Genomic DNA, 18,235 nt, shown 5'->3' with positions numbered 1-18,235 from the left:
AACTCCTTCACAAGGATAAACACCGAAAGTTTGTTAATAATAAACAAACGGGATGTGTTTATATAATTCAGCTATGAACTTAAAAAAAACAACTCAGACTCTACTTAATGGACAAAATCGCTATCATCTTAATGTACAAGGATGTGATGTTTTATTTGATGTAGAACACTTCACAGGACGCGAAGCTATAAGTGATACCTACCATTATCAAATTACCTTTACTTGCCAAGCTCAAGATTTACAGCCACAACAACTCTTGCGTCGTAGTGCAACCCTATCTTTTACACCGCCAATTAACAGTATTACCGATTTGGCAACGCAAGAGCCTATCACCAAACAAGTTCATGGTGTTATCACACAATTTCGGCGTTTATCTGGATCTGTGGATGAAGCACGTTATCAACTCGTTATTGAGCCTGTCTTTGCATTATTACGTCATCAAATCCGCTCTCATCGATTTTTTCTTAATCAATCTGTACCCGATGTTGTAAGCCAAATTTTACGTGAGCATAATTTTAAAGATTGGGAGTTTGAATTTACACTTAAAAATGAATATCCCAAACGCGAGCAAATTAATCAATACAATGAAAGTGATCGTCAATTTATAGAACGACTATTAAGTGAAGTTGGTATTTTTTACTCATTCTATTTGCAAGACCAAACACAAACTGAAGTTATCCATTTTGCCGATCGCCAAAGTGCTTATATATTTGATAAAACATTACCACTCAATAGCCCTTCCGGTATGAGCGATAACCACCAAGAAAGTGTGTGGGGATTATCATTACACCATCAAGTGGTCGAACAAAATGTATTAACAAAAGACTATAACCATCGACAAGCGCAAGACACATTATTATCTGCGGTTGCTGATATGACACGTGGTGAAGGTGATGAAATCCACTATGGTGAAGTTTATCATTACCAAGCAAGACATCTTACTCGTGGCGATAAACTCACACCTGAAGCAGAAACTGCTAACTTTTGGGCAAGACTCGATCATGAACGTTTTCTTACTCGGCAAACCCGCTTAAAAGGTGAAAGTAATGCCGACTTTTTATCACCGCTCCAAGTGCTTTCTATCACTGATAACGCAATACCTTCATCATTACCGTCAGTGTTTCAATCACCTATTTTAATCACTCGCCTACGCTTTAGTGGTGGTCGGGAAAAAGCACTACAAGTGCGATTTAATGCCATTCCTTACAGTGAAACACTTTGTTGGCGTCCAGTTGTTAAACCTCGTCCAATTATTACAGGCACACTGACTGCGCGTATTACGAGTGCAAAAGATAACGATATTTACGCCCACCAAAATGAACATGGTTTTTATTGGGTAAAATTTGATACCGACCGTGATGAAAAACCCATGGGCTATGAAAGTATGCCAGTTCGCTTGGCAAAACCTTATTCGGGTGATACCTATGGGATGCATTTTCCGTTAATTCAAGGTACTGAAGTCGCTATCGCCTTTCATGAAGGCGACCCAGACCGACCTTATATCGCCCATGCATTGCATGATTCGCGCCATCCCGATCATGTAACGGATAGAAACAATACACGTAACGTTATTCGTACTCCTGCAAATAATAAGCTGCGAATGGAAGATAAACGCGGTGAAGAGCATATTAAACTCAGTACCGAATATGGGGGTAAATCTCAATTAAGCTTAGGTCATATTGTCGATGCCAATCGTGATAAACGTGGTGAAGGTTTTGAGTTACGCACTGATAGTTGGGGAGCAATAAGAGCAGGTAAAGGATTGTTTATTAGTGCAGATAATCAAACCAAAGCAGGTGGTGAAGTGCTGGCAATGGACCCTGCAATATCTTTAGTCAAGGGAGCAATAAGTCAGTTAGATGATTGTAGAGAAATCACACAAGCACATCACAATCTCCAACCAGAAAAAGAAGGGTTAGATAATCTTTTAAAAAACACCGATAAACTAGCATCACCTTCTATTTTAATGCATGCACCAGAAGGAATAGGTATTGTTACCAATGAAACACTACTTATGCAAAGTGTTGAAGCACTCTATGCTCAAACAAAAGGTGAAATGCACCTATCAAGTACACAGAAAATAGCAGTAAATGCATATCAACAAATCTCGATGTTGTCTCAAAAAGAAGGAATACGCATTGTCTCTGGAAAAGGTCCTTTTGAATTAGAATCACATGGCGATATCTTCGAAGCAACGGCACTTAAAGATATTACGGTACAATCAACTCAAGGTCATATTCAATTAACTGCTAAAAATGGAATTACTTTAGGCTGTGGCGGTGGATATATTAAAATAATGCCTGATGGCCAAATTGAAATTCATACACCGAGTCGTTTAAGCCTCAAAGGGCAACATATTTGGAGTGAGCCAGCGAGTGAAGATTTCCCATTACCAGACCTTCCTCAATCTGTTTGTAAAGAGTGTTTAAAGAAAGCCCAAGAAAATGCTATGGGAGTCGCTATCCGTGAATAATACATTACAATCCCCATCAAAAGAAATAACGGATCAATGGATAAAACAATTAAAATTGATCTCAGAAAAAACACATCTAGATTATCTCGATATTGTTATTGACCAAGCTGGGTTAGAAAATCCCATCGTTCCAGCTTTAATCAAGATGGATAATGATATTAGATGGTTTTCGCTTTTCACTAATATGCCGGAAGAAGGTTTTTTAGAACAAGCTCCTCTACTTATTCGTATTGAGTGGAATAAAAGTACACATTTAATCTTATTAGAAGAGCTATTTGAATTACTTTATTCAGAGCCTCGATTATTAATAACATCATCCCCTCTTCCATTTAATATGTTATCTACATTTCTACTTTCTCTTGCAGAAATTGAATGGGGCTTTAAATCTTGCTTACTTCGCTTTTATGATACACGGGTATTTCCGACACTAGTAAAAGATATTCTCACACCTGAGCAAAAAAAAAGATTCACTGATATTACTTTTATTTGGGGCTTGCTAGATAGAGACAATGATATGAGTTGGTTATTAGGGAGTTATCATCCAGAGATTGAAGATAAGTCTTTTCCAACAATGCAATTTAACGATGAACAAATTAATAAAATTGGCTGTATAAGTGATGCAGAGGAATTAAGAGCATATTCTGAATTTAATAACACATCGATAACTCAAGAAGAAAATTTCAACCATCTATATGCTCTTGCTATTCAAGCCAATAATAGTGACCATTTGGGTACAATAGAAGAATATGTTCGCAAATACTATTCTAATAATTAACCCACTCAGATTACTATTTTTAAAATTCACGCTTAAAAAGAACATAAAATGAAAAAAATAATTAGAGTCGGAGATACTTTAAATCCTTATGGTGGAAAAGTGATTACAGGAAGCTATTTAGCATATGGAAAGTCTGTTGCTTGTGTTGGCGATAAGGTTATTTGTAATAAGCATGGTGAAAATAGAATTATTGAAGGCGCAAAAAATTCAACAATAAATAAAAGAGCAGTTGCATTAGAAGGGCACCATTGTGCTTGTGGTTGTACTTTAGTAAGTTCACTTTCTAATATAAGTATCAAATCATAAATTAATTATTTATATGTCATTCTTATTTTATAAAAATAAAGTGGATAAAATGATTAAATTAAAAATAATATTATTAGTTCTCGCCTCTTCTCTGTTACTTTCCGGTTGTGCCAATGCGGGCTCTTGGGGTGCAAAACCAGAAAACTCCCTATTGGGAGCAGGACTTCAAGGCTATAACCATACTCAATTTGAAATTTCAGGTTTTTCAATTAATGGGGGTTACGGCAGTATTGGCGGAACCGTCTGTTGTGTGATGATCCCCGAAAAATGGCGCCCTAATTTAACCGCACATATTCGATGGGAAACTGTCGATACCAGCAAATTTCCACCAGCACCTGATTTTGACCAAGTCGAAGCCTATAATCGCTGGGAGCAACAACTCCGCGATAATACCTCCAGTCATGAAGCTTGGGTGCCAATCCCACAATATGATAAAGAAGTGTGTGGTGTCGATGTTCATTTTTTACCTTGTAATGAGGTGAAAATTACCACTTCTTGCTATAGCTATGGTGATCCTGAATACCCGATTAATGAACCCCATAATATGAAGGAGCCCACCGTATGTCCTCAAAAATAACCATTTGGCAAACTTACCCTAAACTTGCCACGCTCTTGATCATTTCTCTGTTACTTTCCGGTTGTGCTAATGCGGGCTCTTGGGGCACAAAACTAGAAAACTCCCTCTTGGGAGCCGGGCTTCAAGGCTATAACCATACTCAATTTGAAATTTCAGGTTTTTCAATTAATGGGGGTTACGGCAGTATTGGCGGAACCGTCTGTTGTGTGATGATCCCCGAAAAATGGCGCCCTAATTTAACCGCACATATTCGATGGGAAACTGTCGATACCAGCAAATTTCCACCACCTCCAAAATTTAGCCAAGTAGAAGCCTATAAACACTGGAAACAAAAGCTACGCGATAATACCTCCAGTCATGAAGCTTGGGTGCCAATCCCACAATATGATAAAGAAGTGTGTGGTGTCGATGTTCATTTTTTACCTTGTAATGAGGTGAAAATTACCACTTCTTGCTATAGCTATGGTGATCCTGAATACCCGATTAATGAACCCCATAATATGAAGGAGCCCACCGTATGTCCTCAAAAATAACCATTTGGCAAACTTACCCTAAACTTGCCACGCTCTTGATCATTTCTCTGTTACTTTCCGGTTGTGCCAATGCGGGCTCTTGGGGTGCAAAACTAGAAAACTCCCTCTTGGGAGCCGGGCTTCAAGGCTATAACCACACTCAATACAGTATTACCGGTTTTTCGATTAATGAAGGGTATGGCAGTATTGGCGGTACGGTCTGTTGTGTGATGATCCCTGAAAAATGGCGTCCTAATTTAATCGCTCACATAAAGTGGGAGAAACTCGATAAGAGCAAAATACCTCTTGCTCCTGATTTTGATCAAGTCGAAGCCTATAATCACTGGGAAAAAGAATTAGACCGCTATACGACCTATCACGAAGCTTGGGTGCCCATCCCACAATATGATAAAGAAGTGTGTGGTGTCGATGTTCATTTTTTACCTTGTAATGAGGTGAAAATTACCACTTCTTGCTATAGCTATGGTGATCCTGAATACCCGATTAATGAACCCCATAATATGAAGGAGCCCACCGTATGTCCTCAAAAATAACCATTTGGCAAACTTACCCTAAACTTGCCACGCTCTTGATCATTTCTCTGTTACTTTCCGGTTGTGCTAATGCGGGCTCTTGGGGTGCAAAACCAGAAAACTCCCTCTTGGGAGCAGGTCTTCAAGGCTATAACCACACTCAATACAGTATTACCGGTTTTTCGATTAATGAAGGTTATGGCAGTATTGGCGGCACGGTCTGTTGTGTGATGATCCCCGAAAAATGGCGTCCTAATTTAGTCGCGCATATTCGATGGGAAACTGTCGATACCAGCAAATTTCCACCACCTCCAAAATTTAGCCAAGTAGAAGCCTATAAACACTGGAAACAACAACTCCGCGACAATACCTCCAGTCACGAAGCTTGGGTGCCAATCCCACAATATGATGAACCTTGTAGCGTCAAAGTGCATTTCTTACCTTGTAATGAAGTGAAAATCACTACTTCCTGTTATAGCTATCACGACCCCGAATATCCAATAACCGAACCAATGAAAATGAAGGAGCCAACCGTATGTCCTCAAAAATAACCTTTTGGTACACTTACCCTAAACTTGCCACGCTCTTGATCATTTCTCTGTTACTTTCCGGTTGTGCCAATGCGGGCTCTTGGGGCACAAAACCAGAAAACTCCCTCTTGGGAGCCGGGCTTCAAGGCTATAACCACACTCAATACAGTATTACCGGTTTTTCGATTAATGAAGGTTATGGCAGTATTGGCGGCACGGTCTGTTGTGTGATGATCCCCGAAAAATGGCGTCCTAATTTAGTCGCGCATATTCAATGGAATAAAGTGGATAAAAATAAACTCTCTCCTGCCCCTAAATTTAGTCAAGTAGAAGCTTATCAACGTTGGAAACAAGAGTTACGCGACAATACCTCCAGTCACGAAACTTGGGTGCCAATCCCACAATATGATAAAGAAGTGTGTGGTGTCGATGTTCATTTTTTACCTTGTAATGAGGTGAAAATTACCACTTCTTGCTATAGCTATGGTGATCCTGAATACCCGATTAATGAACCTCATAATATGAAGGAGCCCACCGTATGTTTGAAGAAATAAAAGCAGAACCAGTTTGGGTACCTAATCATTTCCCTGATGATGGGCGATTGGAATTATCTCAACAACAAATAGAAAATAATTATAAAATACGAGAAGAAGAGAAACGAAATCATAACTCTAGCCTTGCTAGTGTAAAAAATAACTGCTGTCGAAATCTGCATATTAGTTTCTTTTTTGATGGCACCAATAATAATCGAGAAAAAGATATGGCGGCTGAGCCTAAAACCGCCACCAATATTACCCGATTATTTGAAACAACGTATGAAGATGAAAATAACCCAGATAAAAAACAAAGAGAATATTTTAAATATTATATGCCCGGTGTTGGTACTGCCTTCCCTGAAATAGCAGAATATAATTTTACTAATATGGGCTTAATATTTGCAACAGGGGGAGAAAATCGTATTAATTGGGCATTATTAATGTTAGCCAATACATTAAGTGTAGCTTCTGGTAATAAGAGGTTAGAGATATCTGAATGTAGAATGTATTTGAAAGATATGGCAACCCCAACATATCTCCCTATTAGTGGTAAAGATCGTCGCCGTGCGGTTATCCATTCTCTAATTAATAAAAAAGAGATTATTGAAGGATTGCAACTTAAACCTAAAACTTTAACGATTAAACTTTATGTTTACGGTTTCTCACGTGGCGCGGCGGAAGCAAGAACCTTTGTTAATTGGGTAACACAGTTATTCGATACCCCTGAAGGCGCTGATAAACCCGCTCAGCAATTATGTGGTATTAATGTAAAAGTTGAATTTTTTGGTATTTTGGATACGGTGCCCTCTGTGGGTATAGTGCATTTAGCACCTTTCTTTTCAGGTCATATGGATTGGGCAAATGGCACTCAACAACTCCCCAGTGAAAAAATCTTTCCTAACTTTATTAAGTGCTGTCGCCATTTTGTTTCTGCTCATGAGCAACGTTTCTGTTTTCCTCTAGATACAGTAAGACGACCCTCAAATTGGGAGAATGAAAAAAATAAAGCAGATACATCTGTGAATAATAAGAATATTAATGGTAATAATTATGGCCGTTATCCCAAAATATCCGATATTGAAGAAGTGGTTTATCCAGGTGTTCACTCCGATATTGGAGGGGGATATTTGGTAGGAGATCAAGGAAAAGCCTTTAATGATCCTTCAATGTTAGCTTCACAAATCGTCTTACATGACCTTTATCTTTCAGCATTTCAAGCGGGTTCCCCCCTTAATGTGGCGGTAAAATCTCCATTAACAGTTTCAAAAAAGAATATGAGTGAGCTTGTAGAACCAGAAATTCTCAATTTATTTGAAATCAACCCAATTCTAATTCAACGCTTTAACGCATGGCGAAAAATTACTTTAGAATTACCTCAAGTGACTACTACTCATTTTTCGGAAACTTTCAATGCTTGCCGTGCAAATACAACATTAGAAAAAGTCGTCGAAAAACAAATGGCATGGATGACAGCTTGGCGTATCGATAGATATGCCGATATGAATCTGTTTAATCAAGATTTTTATAAAAATGCATTACAGCATGGCACTGAAAAGATCAAAGAAGATAAAGAAAAATGGGAGAAAACTAAAGAGAAGATAGAAGAACAACAGAAAGAAAAAATAAAACAAGGTACAGATACCATTTCACCAGGAGATCTTATGGGGCCTCGTATTTATGAGCCCATGCTAGGTAAAACACAATTAAGAGAAGGTGCTGAAGAATTTAAAGCGGACTATTACGATGAACGAAGAGAAGTCAGAAATTGGAAACAGTTTTCTGTCGATAATTTATTAACTAATATAATGTGCTTAGTAAATACTGACGATGAGAAAGCTGAATATTTTCATATGAAACAAAGTGGTGATGATATTTATAAAAAAGGTTATGGATTTCCTTTATTTAAAGAAAATAACACTCCTGATCCTGATGCATTATTAACAAGAGATTTATTTGATAACCAATTTCATGATTCTCGTGCTTGGTTTATGCATGATGCATTACAATCTAGAGAACCTTGGGCAAGCTATTTTAGTTATAGAATGATCTATGCTGATAGTGAAACAAATAAATTTTTATCACCTGTCGCAATAGCGGGAAAATTAATTGGTATAGCCACATTTATTGGTGGTATGGCGTATGTAGTGAGGCAAAAAAACATTAAAAATGCACTAGGTGCTTTTACAGGTACATTAGGCGTTATGTCAATGGAATATGAAGTAGTAAATGCAATAACAGGATTAGCACTTCCCCTTAATCCTGAAGATGTTAAACCTACTAAAAATGCGGGCCCTGTACAATCAATTGCCATAGCTCAATCTATTGTTGAAAAAACAGAAGGTGTTATAAATAGTTTAACTCAAGTTATTGATACTAAAAAAGTCTTATCAATTGCTTAAATTAGCATTAATCCCATTTATTTTAACTTTATCTCTAAAAGATCAGGAGATATATCGTGAGATATCCTCCGCGTTACCCTGAGTTTACCCAAGACAAACCGATAAATTGGAAAAAACTATTAAAGTGGTTATTGATATTTATTGGTTTCTCTCTTTTTTTCACTAATATTATTTTATCAAATAGTAAAGTAGAGAATAAATATTTTATTTTAATCTCTAGTGTTATCATTCCTATCTTTATTTCATCATTCTTATTTTTAATTTATTTATTTTTAAAAGTATTAAACAATCATAACAATGAGTTATTTAAAAAACAATTTGATGAAGACAGTAAAAAATGGTGGTTATACCATAGTGCTTCAATACCAATAAAAAATTCAGTTGTTATTGGCTCTTTGGGTGAAAACCAATATAAATGGCATCAGGCTTTAAAAGATAAACCGATACCTCCATCTTCTATAATAGAGGAGGAGCAAGAGTGCATTCCCTGTTCAGCACTCATCGGAGATAAAAAAAACAGAGAAGAAATGATTGCTAAATTACTAGCTAATCACTTTATAAATACTGAAGAAAATAATATTGATAATATCAAAATAGATAATTTTTACTGGAAAGGTAGTCAAGGTAGTCTAAATAAATTTATTGAGCATCTAAAAGATCATCATATATTACCACCATTAAAAACCATATTTATCGATTCAATAGATTCTTTAGATATCATTATTGATAACTACTATCTTCATTATAAGTCAGAACATTACAACCTTGTTGGCGGTTCTAATATTTTTGATGATATCAATGCAGGTAAATTAAGTGAAACTGGTTTTTTATGGACAATACTTCCTGATAAAAAAGCCTATCATTTACATCGTTGTGAAATATCAAATAATGAAAATGCTAATGAATTAGCGTCTCAAATTATTAAATATTCAGGGATGGAGAAATTACCAGAAATAAATATATCGATTAATACTCAAGCATCTTATGCTTTTTTATCAACATCACTCTATTCAGCCGACAATATTGTACAGGATTACTTCGGTGATAGTACTTGCTCATCACCATTTATCGCTATTTCGTTTGCTGCTCTACACTGCATGCATAACGATGTTAATAGTTGTGGATGGATTTCTGGATATTGTAACGATCAATATATAGCAGGGGTTATTCTCAAAGATGAAAATCAATGATAAGCTTTCTTCAACTCGGGATTTATTTATTATTTATGCTACTGTTCTTACAATATCCCTTTTTACACTAAGTATGCTTTATTACCTTTTTGGTAATGAAATATTAGAAACCAGTTACTCACCTAAAGAAATTGTATTTTTTACTTTTTCCAATTGGGTTGTTTTATTATTAGCTTTTCCTTTTTTTATTTATGGTTGGAAAAAAGTCATTCCATTACTCAGTAAACCATTCTTATATAATACAAAAACATTACCAGAAATAAACAAACAAAATAATTCATTTATTGATGATATATTTAAACAATATGGTCAACGTAATTCAAAAAATTTAATACGCATACTCCTCATCGGCACCTCGACTTCTATAGAAAAACTCACTCCTAATCTAACAACGGATATCTGGCAAGAAAACAATGGAACGTTGCTTATCTATGGTGGCGATATCCATCAAAGTATTGATGAAAATTTAATCCAAGATTTAAAACAACTGCGCCGTCGTCGTCCGCTCGATGCGGTTATTTGGGTGTCAGAAAATAACTTATCGCAACAACCGCTTGGTCATTCCTTATTTAATCACTTAAATCCGACCAATACAGATACCGCTAGCCGTTATTTCCACCAGCTCTTTCGTCAATTACGCTGGCAAGCCCCCATTTGGCTTTGGAATATCAGTAACAACGGTGAAATAACAACAAATGAAGCGCCCACAGTTCTTTATTCAGCACCTTTAAAAGCGACATCTGAAACACTTTCTAATGACTTAAAAACGCTTTTACCCGCATTAATGGAACAAGGCACACACGCTGTCTTGCATAACCCAACTCAAACTTACCTACTAGCATTAGCGTGTTTTCTTCAACATGAAGGATGTGAAAAGCTCGCCAATAACTTAGCACCACTTTTATCGGGTTATCGCTCATTGCCATTCGCTGGCGTACTCTTTAGTACACCTATTTATGATAATGTGTCTGCAACTTTATCAAAGAATAATCAGTGGACATCCAATCCCCATTGGAAAGCGTTAATTACAGCAAATTCACAACTACCCTATCAGTTAAAAGCCTCGCCTTTAGGTCTAAATTCCAAACGTATTTTGCAATATACCGTCGCAATCGCTATGACGCTGTGGGGAATTGGAATGGTGGTCTCTTATTTTATGAATCGCCAATTAATTACCCAAAGTCAGCAACAAGCGCAGTTGGCAACAGACAATCATCAATCTGAATTTGCCCGCCTACAGGCACAATATGGCTTACAACAAACACTCGGTTTATTAAGCTATCGAGAGAAAACTTCTGTCCCATTTTGGTTACGATTTGGATTAAGCAGTAATAACGCATTGCTTAGTCATCTATGGCCGGTTTATAGCCAATCCATGTTGCCGTTATTACGCGATTCAACCCAACAACATCTTGAAAATTATCTTCACGCGTTTATGCGGTTCCCACCTGACAGTGCGGAACGAATTGAAGGCGCTCAATCCGCTTATCAAGCCTTAAAAGCCTATTTGATGATGGGTGATCCTTCTCGTATTGACCCTGCATTCTTCACTGAAAGTGCATTAAGTATTTGGCCTGACTATAACGGATTAAAAGAAGGGGAATGGCAAACATTAGGAACGGAATTATTAACCTTCTATGCCTCTCAATTACCTTATCACCATGAATGGACAATCAAGCCTAATCGTACGTTAGTTGCCGGAAGCCGAACTATTCTTATTCGCCAAATTGGTCAACGTAATGGTGAATCTGCGCTTTACCAAAAAATCTTACAACAAGCACAGCATAACTTTGCGGATATGACCTTAGATGATATGACGGGGGATACCGATGTCAGTTTCTTACTCAGTACCACTGAAACCGTACCCGGTATTTTTACGCGTAAAGCATGGGAAGAATCGATTGAACCCGCGATTAAAAAAGCCGTTCATGAGAGACGAGAAGAAATAGATTGGGTGTTAAGTGACACACAAAAAGAGACCGATATTGATATCTCACCTGAAAAGCTCCAGCAAAATCTCACAGAACGCTATTTTAATGATTTTTCAGGCAGTTGGTTAAGCTTTCTCAATGGCTTACAGTGGCGAGAAACACAAAGTCTCTCCGATACTATTGATCAACTCACCTTAATGAGCGATGTCAGACAATCCCCCATTATTGCCTTAATGAATACACTTTCTTATCAAGGCAAAACTGGTCGCCAACAAGAAAAACTAGCAGACTCTTTTGTTAACTCAGCCAAAGATTTATTAAACAAAGAACAACAGCCGGTTATTAGTCAAAAAGCGGAATTTACCGGCCCTCTAGAGCCTGTTTTTGCGCCAATACTGGCCTTTACCGACCCTCAATCTTCAGCGCAAAACAGTGATGCGTTAAGCCTGCAAGCCTACCTCACACGCGTGACTCGAGTTCGCTTAAAACTTCAACAAGTTGTTAATGCCCCTGATCCACAAGCCATGTCTCAAGCGTTGGCTCGAAGTGTTTTTGAAGGAAAAACGGTCGATTTATCAGAAACTCGAGATTACGGCAGTTTGATTGCAGCAAGCTTTGGGCAAGAGTGGAATAGCTTTGGGGATACATTGCTTGTGCAACCCATGTCTCAAGCATGGCAACAGTTATTAGCGCCCACTTCGCAAGGTATTAACACTCAATGGCGAAATGCCGTGGTTAATGACTGGAATATGGCGTTCGGTGGTCGCTATCCACTCAAAAATACACAAAGTGAAATCTCATTACCTTTAATGGCGCAATATCTACGCCCTGATAATGGTCGTATTCAGCGCTTCCTTGAAACTCATCTTAACGGTGTTTTACATAAAGAAGGTACACATTGGATACCCGATACCACAAATGCACAAGGTTTAACCTTTAACCCTGAGTTCTTAAAAGCCTTAGATAAATTAAGCTACCTAGGGGATGTGGTTTTTGCGAATGGTGAGGCGCGTCTTTACTTTGAGTTACGTCCAGGTACATCACCTGACATTATGCAAACCCACCTAATGATAGATAAACAATCTCTTATCTATGATAACCAACAACCGCAATGGCAACGCTTTGTTTGGCCAGCGGATACGGTTGCCTCTGGTGCATCACTCAGCTGGATCACCACCAACACTGGGACACGTATTTATGGTGATTATCGTGGCGTCTGGGGCATTATTCGTTTATTGGAAGATGCCAAAATTACCCCTTATGCCGGTAGCACCAGTAGTTACTCTGTCAGTTGGAAAACCTTAAATGGGCAATCCCTCAATTACACCTTAAGAACTGAAATGGGCGAGGGTCCAATCGCACTCTTGCAACTACGCAATTTTGTTTTACCAGAAAAGATCTTTTTAGATTAAATAAAAATCACATCCCTAATATCTCAAAAGGAAATACGCTCACTATGTCCTTATTGGATACCTTAATCTCATCATGCTTTGCTGATGATACAAACAAAGTGCAACAACTTGCTCAACAACAAATTGCTTTGTGGGATCGTTGGTTATTACCGATCACCCCTAACCAACCTGTGGGTGATGATCCCAGTTATGAAGATGACTTTGAACGAATGAAAGAAGAAGTCAATAAGCTCTCTGGAGCAGATACTGAGCTAATTTGTTTACTTGCTGAAAACTTACTGCTCAATTCCTGCAAAGATGTACGCGTTGTCACTTATTATATTTGGGCACGCTTGCACAAAGAAGGTGAACACGGACTTGCCGATTCTTTAGGGCTTTTAAGTGGGTTGCTTATTCGCTATCACGACACGCTATTACCTAGCCGAGCCACGAGTAGAAAATCTGCTTTAGAGTGGTTATCAGGACAACGCGTTTTAGATAGCTTATCTCTTTATCCTGAAGTCGATCGTCATGAATTTTCACGTATTATCGCCTTATTAGCCACCATTGAAACGGAGCTTGAAACATGGAGTGAAGCGGAAAGACCACAGCTTGCAGGATTACATCAAGCACTCGAAAAACGCCTTGCTCAATCGGGTGGCACAAGTTCATTAGTACCACAAAATATCAGCAGAAATGAATCTACTTATAGCCCATCTTCAACGCCTTCTTCTTTATCACAAAGCACGCCAATAGAAACAATACAATCAGGTCGTGAATTATTAGATCAATCTAAAATGCTTGCTAACTACTTACGCAATCAACCTAGCGGCTGGTTAGCAGGACATAGACTAATGAAAGTAGTGAGATGGGACACGCTTCATCAACTTCCCCCACAAGATCAGCAAGGTTGCACTCGCCTTTCTCCCCCAAGAACTGATGCAAGAGCACAACTTAAACGTCTCTATTTACAACAAAGTTGGGGTGAACTTGCAGAACAAGCTGATAAGCTTTTTGCAGAAGGTGTTAATCATTTTTGGTTAGATGTGCAATGGTATCTCTATCAAGCACTCAGTAAATCACCTGCTCCTTGGAATGCATGGTCTGACATTATAAAAAACGATTTAAAACAGTTTCTTATCCGCCTTCCTGATTTAGAAAAATTATCATGGGAAGACGGTACGCCCTTTGCTGACGAAGTAACATTAAGTTGGATCAAACAACATGTTATGGAAGAAAATTTTGATGCCATGCAAGGGTTATCAAATAGTTACTCTCATCAATCTGAAGATGAACCGATACTGGCATTAGAAACTGAAGCTATCACTCAAGCGGATAATGAAGGTATAGAGGTTGCATTAAAATGGCTACAACACCGTCCTGATATCAGCACTTCAAGGCAAAAATGGTTATTAAACCTCGTTATGGCGCGAGTAGCAGAACAATTTGCTCGTCACGATTTGGCATTAAACTTATTACGAGAACTTGATAAAAAAGCGCTTTCGATGTCATTAACACAATGGGAGCCTAACTATATTTTTGAAGTGAAAGCACGACAACTTCACCTTTACCGAGCAAAAATCCAACGCAACATCTCAGATAAGTCCCACATAGAACAACAAATGGAATTGCTACTCAGTGAACTAACCGCTATCGATCCCGTTCGCTCTGCGATTTTATATTCCTAATCTTTTACTCGACAAATCAAGGTATCAAATTAATGGACGATTTAACCCTTCGCTATTTTGATGCAGAAATGCGTTATCTTAGAGAAGCTGCCAAAGAGTTTGCACAAGCACATCCTGATAGAGCTGCGATGCTCGATTTAGATAAAGCAGGTACGCCCGATCCTTTTGTTGAGCGCTTATTTGAAGGCTTTGCTTTCTCAATGGGGCAATTAAGACAAAAAATTGATGATGATTTGCCTGAATTAACAGAAGGTCTTGTCAGCTTATTATGGCCTCACTATTTACAAACAATTCCTTCACTATCAATTATTGAATTGGCCCCAGATATTCAAAAAATGAAAATAGCAGATAAGGTTCCTGCTCAATTTGAGGTACTTTCTCGCCCTATTGGCCCTAAAAGAACGATTTGTCATTATCGAACAACTCAAGATTTAACGCTTAATCCAATAAAAATTGTCGCTGTAAACTTAACGACTGAGCCAGATGGCCGTTCAACTATTCGACTGAAATTTAAATGCAGTGAAATGATTAATTGGTCTGAAATTAACCTTCATAAACTCTCATTTTATTTATCTGGCGATATTCCGACAACCAATGCACTGCATTTAGCATTAACTAAACAAGTTGCAAAAACTTATCTAAAACTCCCTCAATCAAAAGATAGAATAGTAATTCCTCTCTATTTTTCACCGGGAGGATTTCAGGATACAGACACTCTTTGGCCTAAAGGAGATACCACATTTAGTGGCTATCAATTATTACTCGAATATTTTTCTTTCCGTGAAAAGTTTATGTTTGTTTCACTTAATGGATTAGATGATATTCATTTTCCTGAAGAAACACCTGAATTTGAATTAGATATTGTTCTCAATACATTATGGGATAACTCTCTTACATTAAATGAGGAAAATATCCGTTTACATTGCGTACCCGTTATTAACCTTTTCAATATAGAAGCTGATCCACTCACTGTTAATGGATTAGAAAGCGAATATTTATTACGACCGCGTCGTGTTCAAGATGGACACACTGAAATCTATAGCGTTGATAGCGTACATGGCTCTCAACGTACAAATGAAGCGATTTATGTACCCTTTACCAGCTTTCGCCATCGTGGAGGTATGTTACGCCATAACGCACCTGAACGTTATTATCATACCCGAGTAAAACGTGGTGTTACGGGACTTCATGATACTTGGCTTATATTAGGGGGAGAAAAACAAGAGATTGATTTAGCAACTCAGCCAGAAACCCTTTCATTGCAACTCACTGGCACTAATGGGCAATTACCGCGCAAAGCATTACAAAGTACCTTGCTTGATAGAACAGAACAAACCTTACAGATCCCACTCACTGTATGTAATTTGTGTAAGCCAACACTTCCTCTTTATCCTCCTTCAGAAGATCGTTTCCACTGGCGAGTGCTAAGCCATTTAGGTTCAAGCTTTCTAAACATGATGGATAATGCTGAAGTACTGCGAGGCACTCTCGCACTTTACGATTGGCGAGATGATGATATGAACCATCGAAAACTCGATGCCATTATTCATGTTGAACATCATTTAATTGAACGCTTTGAAAAAGGTTTTTTACAACGAGGTATTGATATCGAAGTCACGATTGATAGCAATGGCTTTAATGGTGAAGGTGATATTCATTTATTTGGTGAAATGCTTAATCGCTTTTTTGCACTTTATGCCGATGTTCATCTTTTTAATCAATTAACTCTGATTATCTTGCCAACAGGAAAACGAATTCAATGGAAAGAAAGCCACAACCCACAGCTACCCCGTTAATTCAGGCGTTAGGCGAAAAATTACCTTATGTGAATTTTTATCGCTTTTGTCAATTACTTGAAAAAACTAGCCCCGAATTACCTGAATTAGGAAGTTCTCATGATCCAAAAACCGATCCCATTCGCTTTCGACCACATCGTGGTATGGGCTTTCCTGCGACAGAGATCAAAGGGATTGATCCTCTAGATAAATACCGAAAAAGTACAGTACCAAGCTTACATACTACTTTTTTGGGACTTTATGGTATCACATCACCACTTCCAACATCTTACCTTGACGATATTGCACAATATCGAGATGGTACGGATTCACTCACTGATTTTTTAGATATTTTTAACCATCGCCTTACAACTCAGTTTTATCGGATCTGGCGAAAATACTCTTATCCCGCCACGTTTGGGGAAGGAGGATCAGATAAAACATCGCAATATCTTTATGGCTTAATTGGTTTAGGTATTCCGGGCTGTGCTAATCATGTGCAATCCCCCCTATCTCGCTTTTTAGCGCTATTAGGGATCTTACGTTTACCAACACGCACAGCCGAAGGTATTAGCGCGTTAGTAAAATTATTAGCGCCATCAACAAAAGTCAGTATTGTGCCTCATGATCCTCGAAGAATTGCGCTCGCCCCCCCCATAACCATGTCGTGCTTACAACCGATAACACTAGAAAATAAGCCCGTTTTAGGTCGCTATGCTATTGATGTAAATAGCCAAGTATTAATAAAACTACACACTGAAAATAAGGAAGAAGCAAAAGGTTGGTTACCTGATGGCAGTATTTATCAAGACTTTATGGCACTACTTCGCGTTTATTTGGGATCAAGGGTTAATGCGCGACTCCGTTTAACATTACCTAGAAATTTATTACCTGATGCAACATTGAGTACTTCTAAAAACCAAGGCGTGCAATTAGGTAGAACCGCGGTCATGCGACCTCACAAACCGATTGAAACACTAACAGCGTCTTTTATCACCATTGGACTTGGCTTTTACCAATATCTAACCCCCCGCACTCAACATTATAAAAGTGATGAATATGGCAATTATCAATTTTAAATCGCAAACATTTCTTTCTCGCGCCCACCGATTGGCACTGTTATTTATAGTAACATTTGCAATCGCAGGTTGTGGTTTAACTCAAACCATCAGTGATGGTACTGTCTCTTTAACTAAATCTATTTTTTATAAACAAATCAAAACATTACATTTGGATTTTATTGCAAGAGAAGCACTTAATACCGATGATAATGGTTCATCACTTTCCGTTATTGTTCGAGTATTCCAACTAAAGTCAGAAGATACTTTTAATAATAGTGATTACCTCTCACTATTTAATCAAAATAATGATGTTTTAAAATCCTCTTTATTAGCACAAAAAGATCTACGCATTCGACCAGGAGAATCTATTTCTCTCGATATGCCAATGGAGAAAGAAACCGAATTTGTTGCTATTGCCACAATGTTTCACACACCAGATGAAGCTAAAAATAACTGGCGAATTGTTATTCCTAAAAATGAACTCGATCCTGATAAAGCACGAAAAATTGAACTTGCTGAAAATACTCTTACATTACAACCTTTGGATAAAAAATAACG

The 18,235-nt window shown here is 37.9% G+C and carries 15 protein-coding genes; all 15 read left to right on the top strand.

The features are described 5' to 3' along the window. Window positions 1-73 precede the first annotated feature (73 nt). From DK857_RS02835 to tssJ, 15 genes are read left to right on the top strand one after another with little or no spacing between them, the layout of a single operon-like run. Window positions 74-2,473, top strand: a complete 2,400-nt coding sequence (locus tag DK857_RS02835) for a type VI secretion system Vgr family protein (protein WP_109401555.1) — start codon at window positions 74-76, stop codon at window positions 2,471-2,473. Continuing rightward, window positions 2,466-3,248 carry a DUF4123 domain-containing protein gene (locus tag DK857_RS02830; RefSeq protein WP_157957593.1) on the top strand — a complete coding sequence of 261 codons (783 nt, stop codon included), beginning with the start codon at window positions 2,466-2,468 and terminating at the stop codon, window positions 3,246-3,248. Before DK857_RS02835 ends, DK857_RS02830 begins: the two co-directional genes overlap by 8 nt. A gap of 48 nt (window positions 3,249-3,296) precedes the next feature. Beyond that, window positions 3,297-3,554 carry a PAAR domain-containing protein gene (locus DK857_RS02825; protein ID WP_109401495.1) on the top strand — a complete coding sequence of 86 codons (258 nt, stop codon included), beginning with the start codon at window positions 3,297-3,299 and terminating at the stop codon, window positions 3,552-3,554. A gap of 49 nt (window positions 3,555-3,603) precedes the next feature. Next, entirely contained in the window at window positions 3,604-4,131 is a 528-nt protein-coding gene (locus tag DK857_RS02820) for a DUF3304 domain-containing protein (protein WP_227003107.1), read from the top strand. After that, the gene (locus DK857_RS02815; RefSeq protein ID WP_109401494.1) at window positions 4,116-4,664 is read left to right on the top strand and encodes a DUF3304 domain-containing protein; all 549 of its coding nucleotides are present in this window, start codon (window positions 4,116-4,118) and stop codon (window positions 4,662-4,664) included. Before DK857_RS02820 ends, DK857_RS02815 begins: the two co-directional genes overlap by 16 nt. Then, a complete protein-coding gene (locus DK857_RS02810) occupies window positions 4,649-5,197 on the top strand; it encodes a DUF3304 domain-containing protein (RefSeq protein WP_109401493.1) in 549 nt (182 codons plus the stop codon). Before DK857_RS02815 ends, DK857_RS02810 begins: the two co-directional genes overlap by 16 nt. Then, window positions 5,182-5,727 carry a DUF3304 domain-containing protein gene (locus DK857_RS02805; protein ID WP_109401492.1) on the top strand — a complete coding sequence of 182 codons (546 nt, stop codon included), beginning with the start codon at window positions 5,182-5,184 and terminating at the stop codon, window positions 5,725-5,727. Before DK857_RS02810 ends, DK857_RS02805 begins: the two co-directional genes overlap by 16 nt. Continuing rightward, window positions 5,712-6,260 carry a DUF3304 domain-containing protein gene (locus DK857_RS02800; protein WP_109401491.1) on the top strand — a complete coding sequence of 183 codons (549 nt, stop codon included), beginning with the start codon at window positions 5,712-5,714 and terminating at the stop codon, window positions 6,258-6,260. The genes DK857_RS02805 and DK857_RS02800 overlap by 16 nt, the downstream gene beginning before the upstream one ends. Beyond that, window positions 6,245-8,641 (top strand): T6SS phospholipase effector Tle1-like catalytic domain-containing protein, encoded by a 2,397-nt coding sequence (locus tag DK857_RS02795; protein ID WP_109401490.1) that lies wholly within the window; start codon window positions 6,245-6,247, stop codon window positions 8,639-8,641. The genes DK857_RS02800 and DK857_RS02795 overlap by 16 nt, the downstream gene beginning before the upstream one ends. Before the next feature lie 56 nt (window positions 8,642-8,697). Continuing rightward, window positions 8,698-9,831, top strand: a complete 1,134-nt coding sequence (locus DK857_RS02790; protein WP_109401489.1) for a hypothetical protein — start codon at window positions 8,698-8,700, stop codon at window positions 9,829-9,831. Continuing rightward, entirely contained in the window at window positions 9,818-13,174 is a 3,357-nt protein-coding gene (locus DK857_RS02785) for an ImcF-related family protein (RefSeq protein WP_109401488.1), read from the top strand. The genes DK857_RS02790 and DK857_RS02785 overlap by 14 nt, the downstream gene beginning before the upstream one ends. 44 nt (window positions 13,175-13,218) lie before the next feature. Beyond that, on the top strand, window positions 13,219-14,841 hold the full coding sequence (tssA, locus tag DK857_RS02780) for a type VI secretion system protein TssA (RefSeq protein WP_109401487.1): 1,623 nt from the start codon (window positions 13,219-13,221) through the stop codon (window positions 14,839-14,841). A 32-nt stretch (window positions 14,842-14,873) separates the two neighbouring features. Next, window positions 14,874-16,637 (top strand): type VI secretion system baseplate subunit TssF, encoded by a 1,764-nt coding sequence (tssF, locus tag DK857_RS02775; protein WP_109401486.1) that lies wholly within the window; start codon window positions 14,874-14,876, stop codon window positions 16,635-16,637. Continuing rightward, the gene (tssG, locus tag DK857_RS02770) at window positions 16,601-17,695 is read left to right on the top strand and encodes a type VI secretion system baseplate subunit TssG (protein WP_109401485.1); all 1,095 of its coding nucleotides are present in this window, start codon (window positions 16,601-16,603) and stop codon (window positions 17,693-17,695) included. The genes tssF and tssG overlap by 37 nt, the downstream gene beginning before the upstream one ends. Then, entirely contained in the window at window positions 17,676-18,233 is a 558-nt protein-coding gene (gene tssJ / locus DK857_RS02765) for a type VI secretion system lipoprotein TssJ (protein ID WP_109401484.1), read from the top strand. Before tssG ends, tssJ begins: the two co-directional genes overlap by 20 nt. Window positions 18,234-18,235 lie beyond the last annotated feature (2 nt).

Origin of the sequence: Proteus terrae (genome assembly GCF_003144325.1) — a bacterium.
Lineage (GTDB): Bacteria > Pseudomonadota > Gammaproteobacteria > Enterobacterales > Enterobacteriaceae > Proteus > Proteus terrae.
This window is presented reverse-complemented; position numbering and strand designations above follow the sequence as displayed.

What these genes read in the sequence shown, in the direction of transcription:
- DK857_RS02800 (WP_109401491.1), top strand. Translation starts at nt 5,712, where the DNA reads ATGTCCTCAAAAATAACCTTTTGGTACACTTACCCTAAACTTGCCACG.
- DK857_RS02785 (WP_109401488.1), top strand. Translation starts at nt 9,818, where the DNA reads ATGAAAATCAATGATAAGCTTTCTTCAACTCGGGATTTATTTATTATT.
- DK857_RS02805 (WP_109401492.1), top strand. Translation starts at nt 5,182, where the DNA reads ATGTCCTCAAAAATAACCATTTGGCAAACTTACCCTAAACTTGCCACG.
- DK857_RS02815 (WP_109401494.1), top strand. Translation starts at nt 4,116, where the DNA reads ATGTCCTCAAAAATAACCATTTGGCAAACTTACCCTAAACTTGCCACG.
- DK857_RS02810 (WP_109401493.1), top strand. Translation starts at nt 4,649, where the DNA reads ATGTCCTCAAAAATAACCATTTGGCAAACTTACCCTAAACTTGCCACG.
- tssA (WP_109401487.1), top strand. Translation starts at nt 13,219, where the DNA reads ATGTCCTTATTGGATACCTTAATCTCATCATGCTTTGCTGATGATACA.
- DK857_RS02835 (WP_109401555.1), top strand. Translation starts at nt 74, where the DNA reads ATGAACTTAAAAAAAACAACTCAGACTCTACTTAATGGACAAAATCGC.
- tssG (WP_109401485.1), top strand. Translation starts at nt 16,601, where the DNA reads ATGGAAAGAAAGCCACAACCCACAGCTACCCCGTTAATTCAGGCGTTA.
- tssF (WP_109401486.1), top strand. Translation starts at nt 14,874, where the DNA reads ATGGACGATTTAACCCTTCGCTATTTTGATGCAGAAATGCGTTATCTT.
- DK857_RS02795 (WP_109401490.1), top strand. Translation starts at nt 6,245, where the DNA reads ATGTTTGAAGAAATAAAAGCAGAACCAGTTTGGGTACCTAATCATTTC.
- tssJ (WP_109401484.1), top strand. Translation starts at nt 17,676, where the DNA reads ATGGCAATTATCAATTTTAAATCGCAAACATTTCTTTCTCGCGCCCAC.
- DK857_RS02825 (WP_109401495.1), top strand. Translation starts at nt 3,297, where the DNA reads ATGAAAAAAATAATTAGAGTCGGAGATACTTTAAATCCTTATGGTGGA.
- DK857_RS02820 (WP_227003107.1), top strand. Translation starts at nt 3,604, where the DNA reads ATGATTAAATTAAAAATAATATTATTAGTTCTCGCCTCTTCTCTGTTA.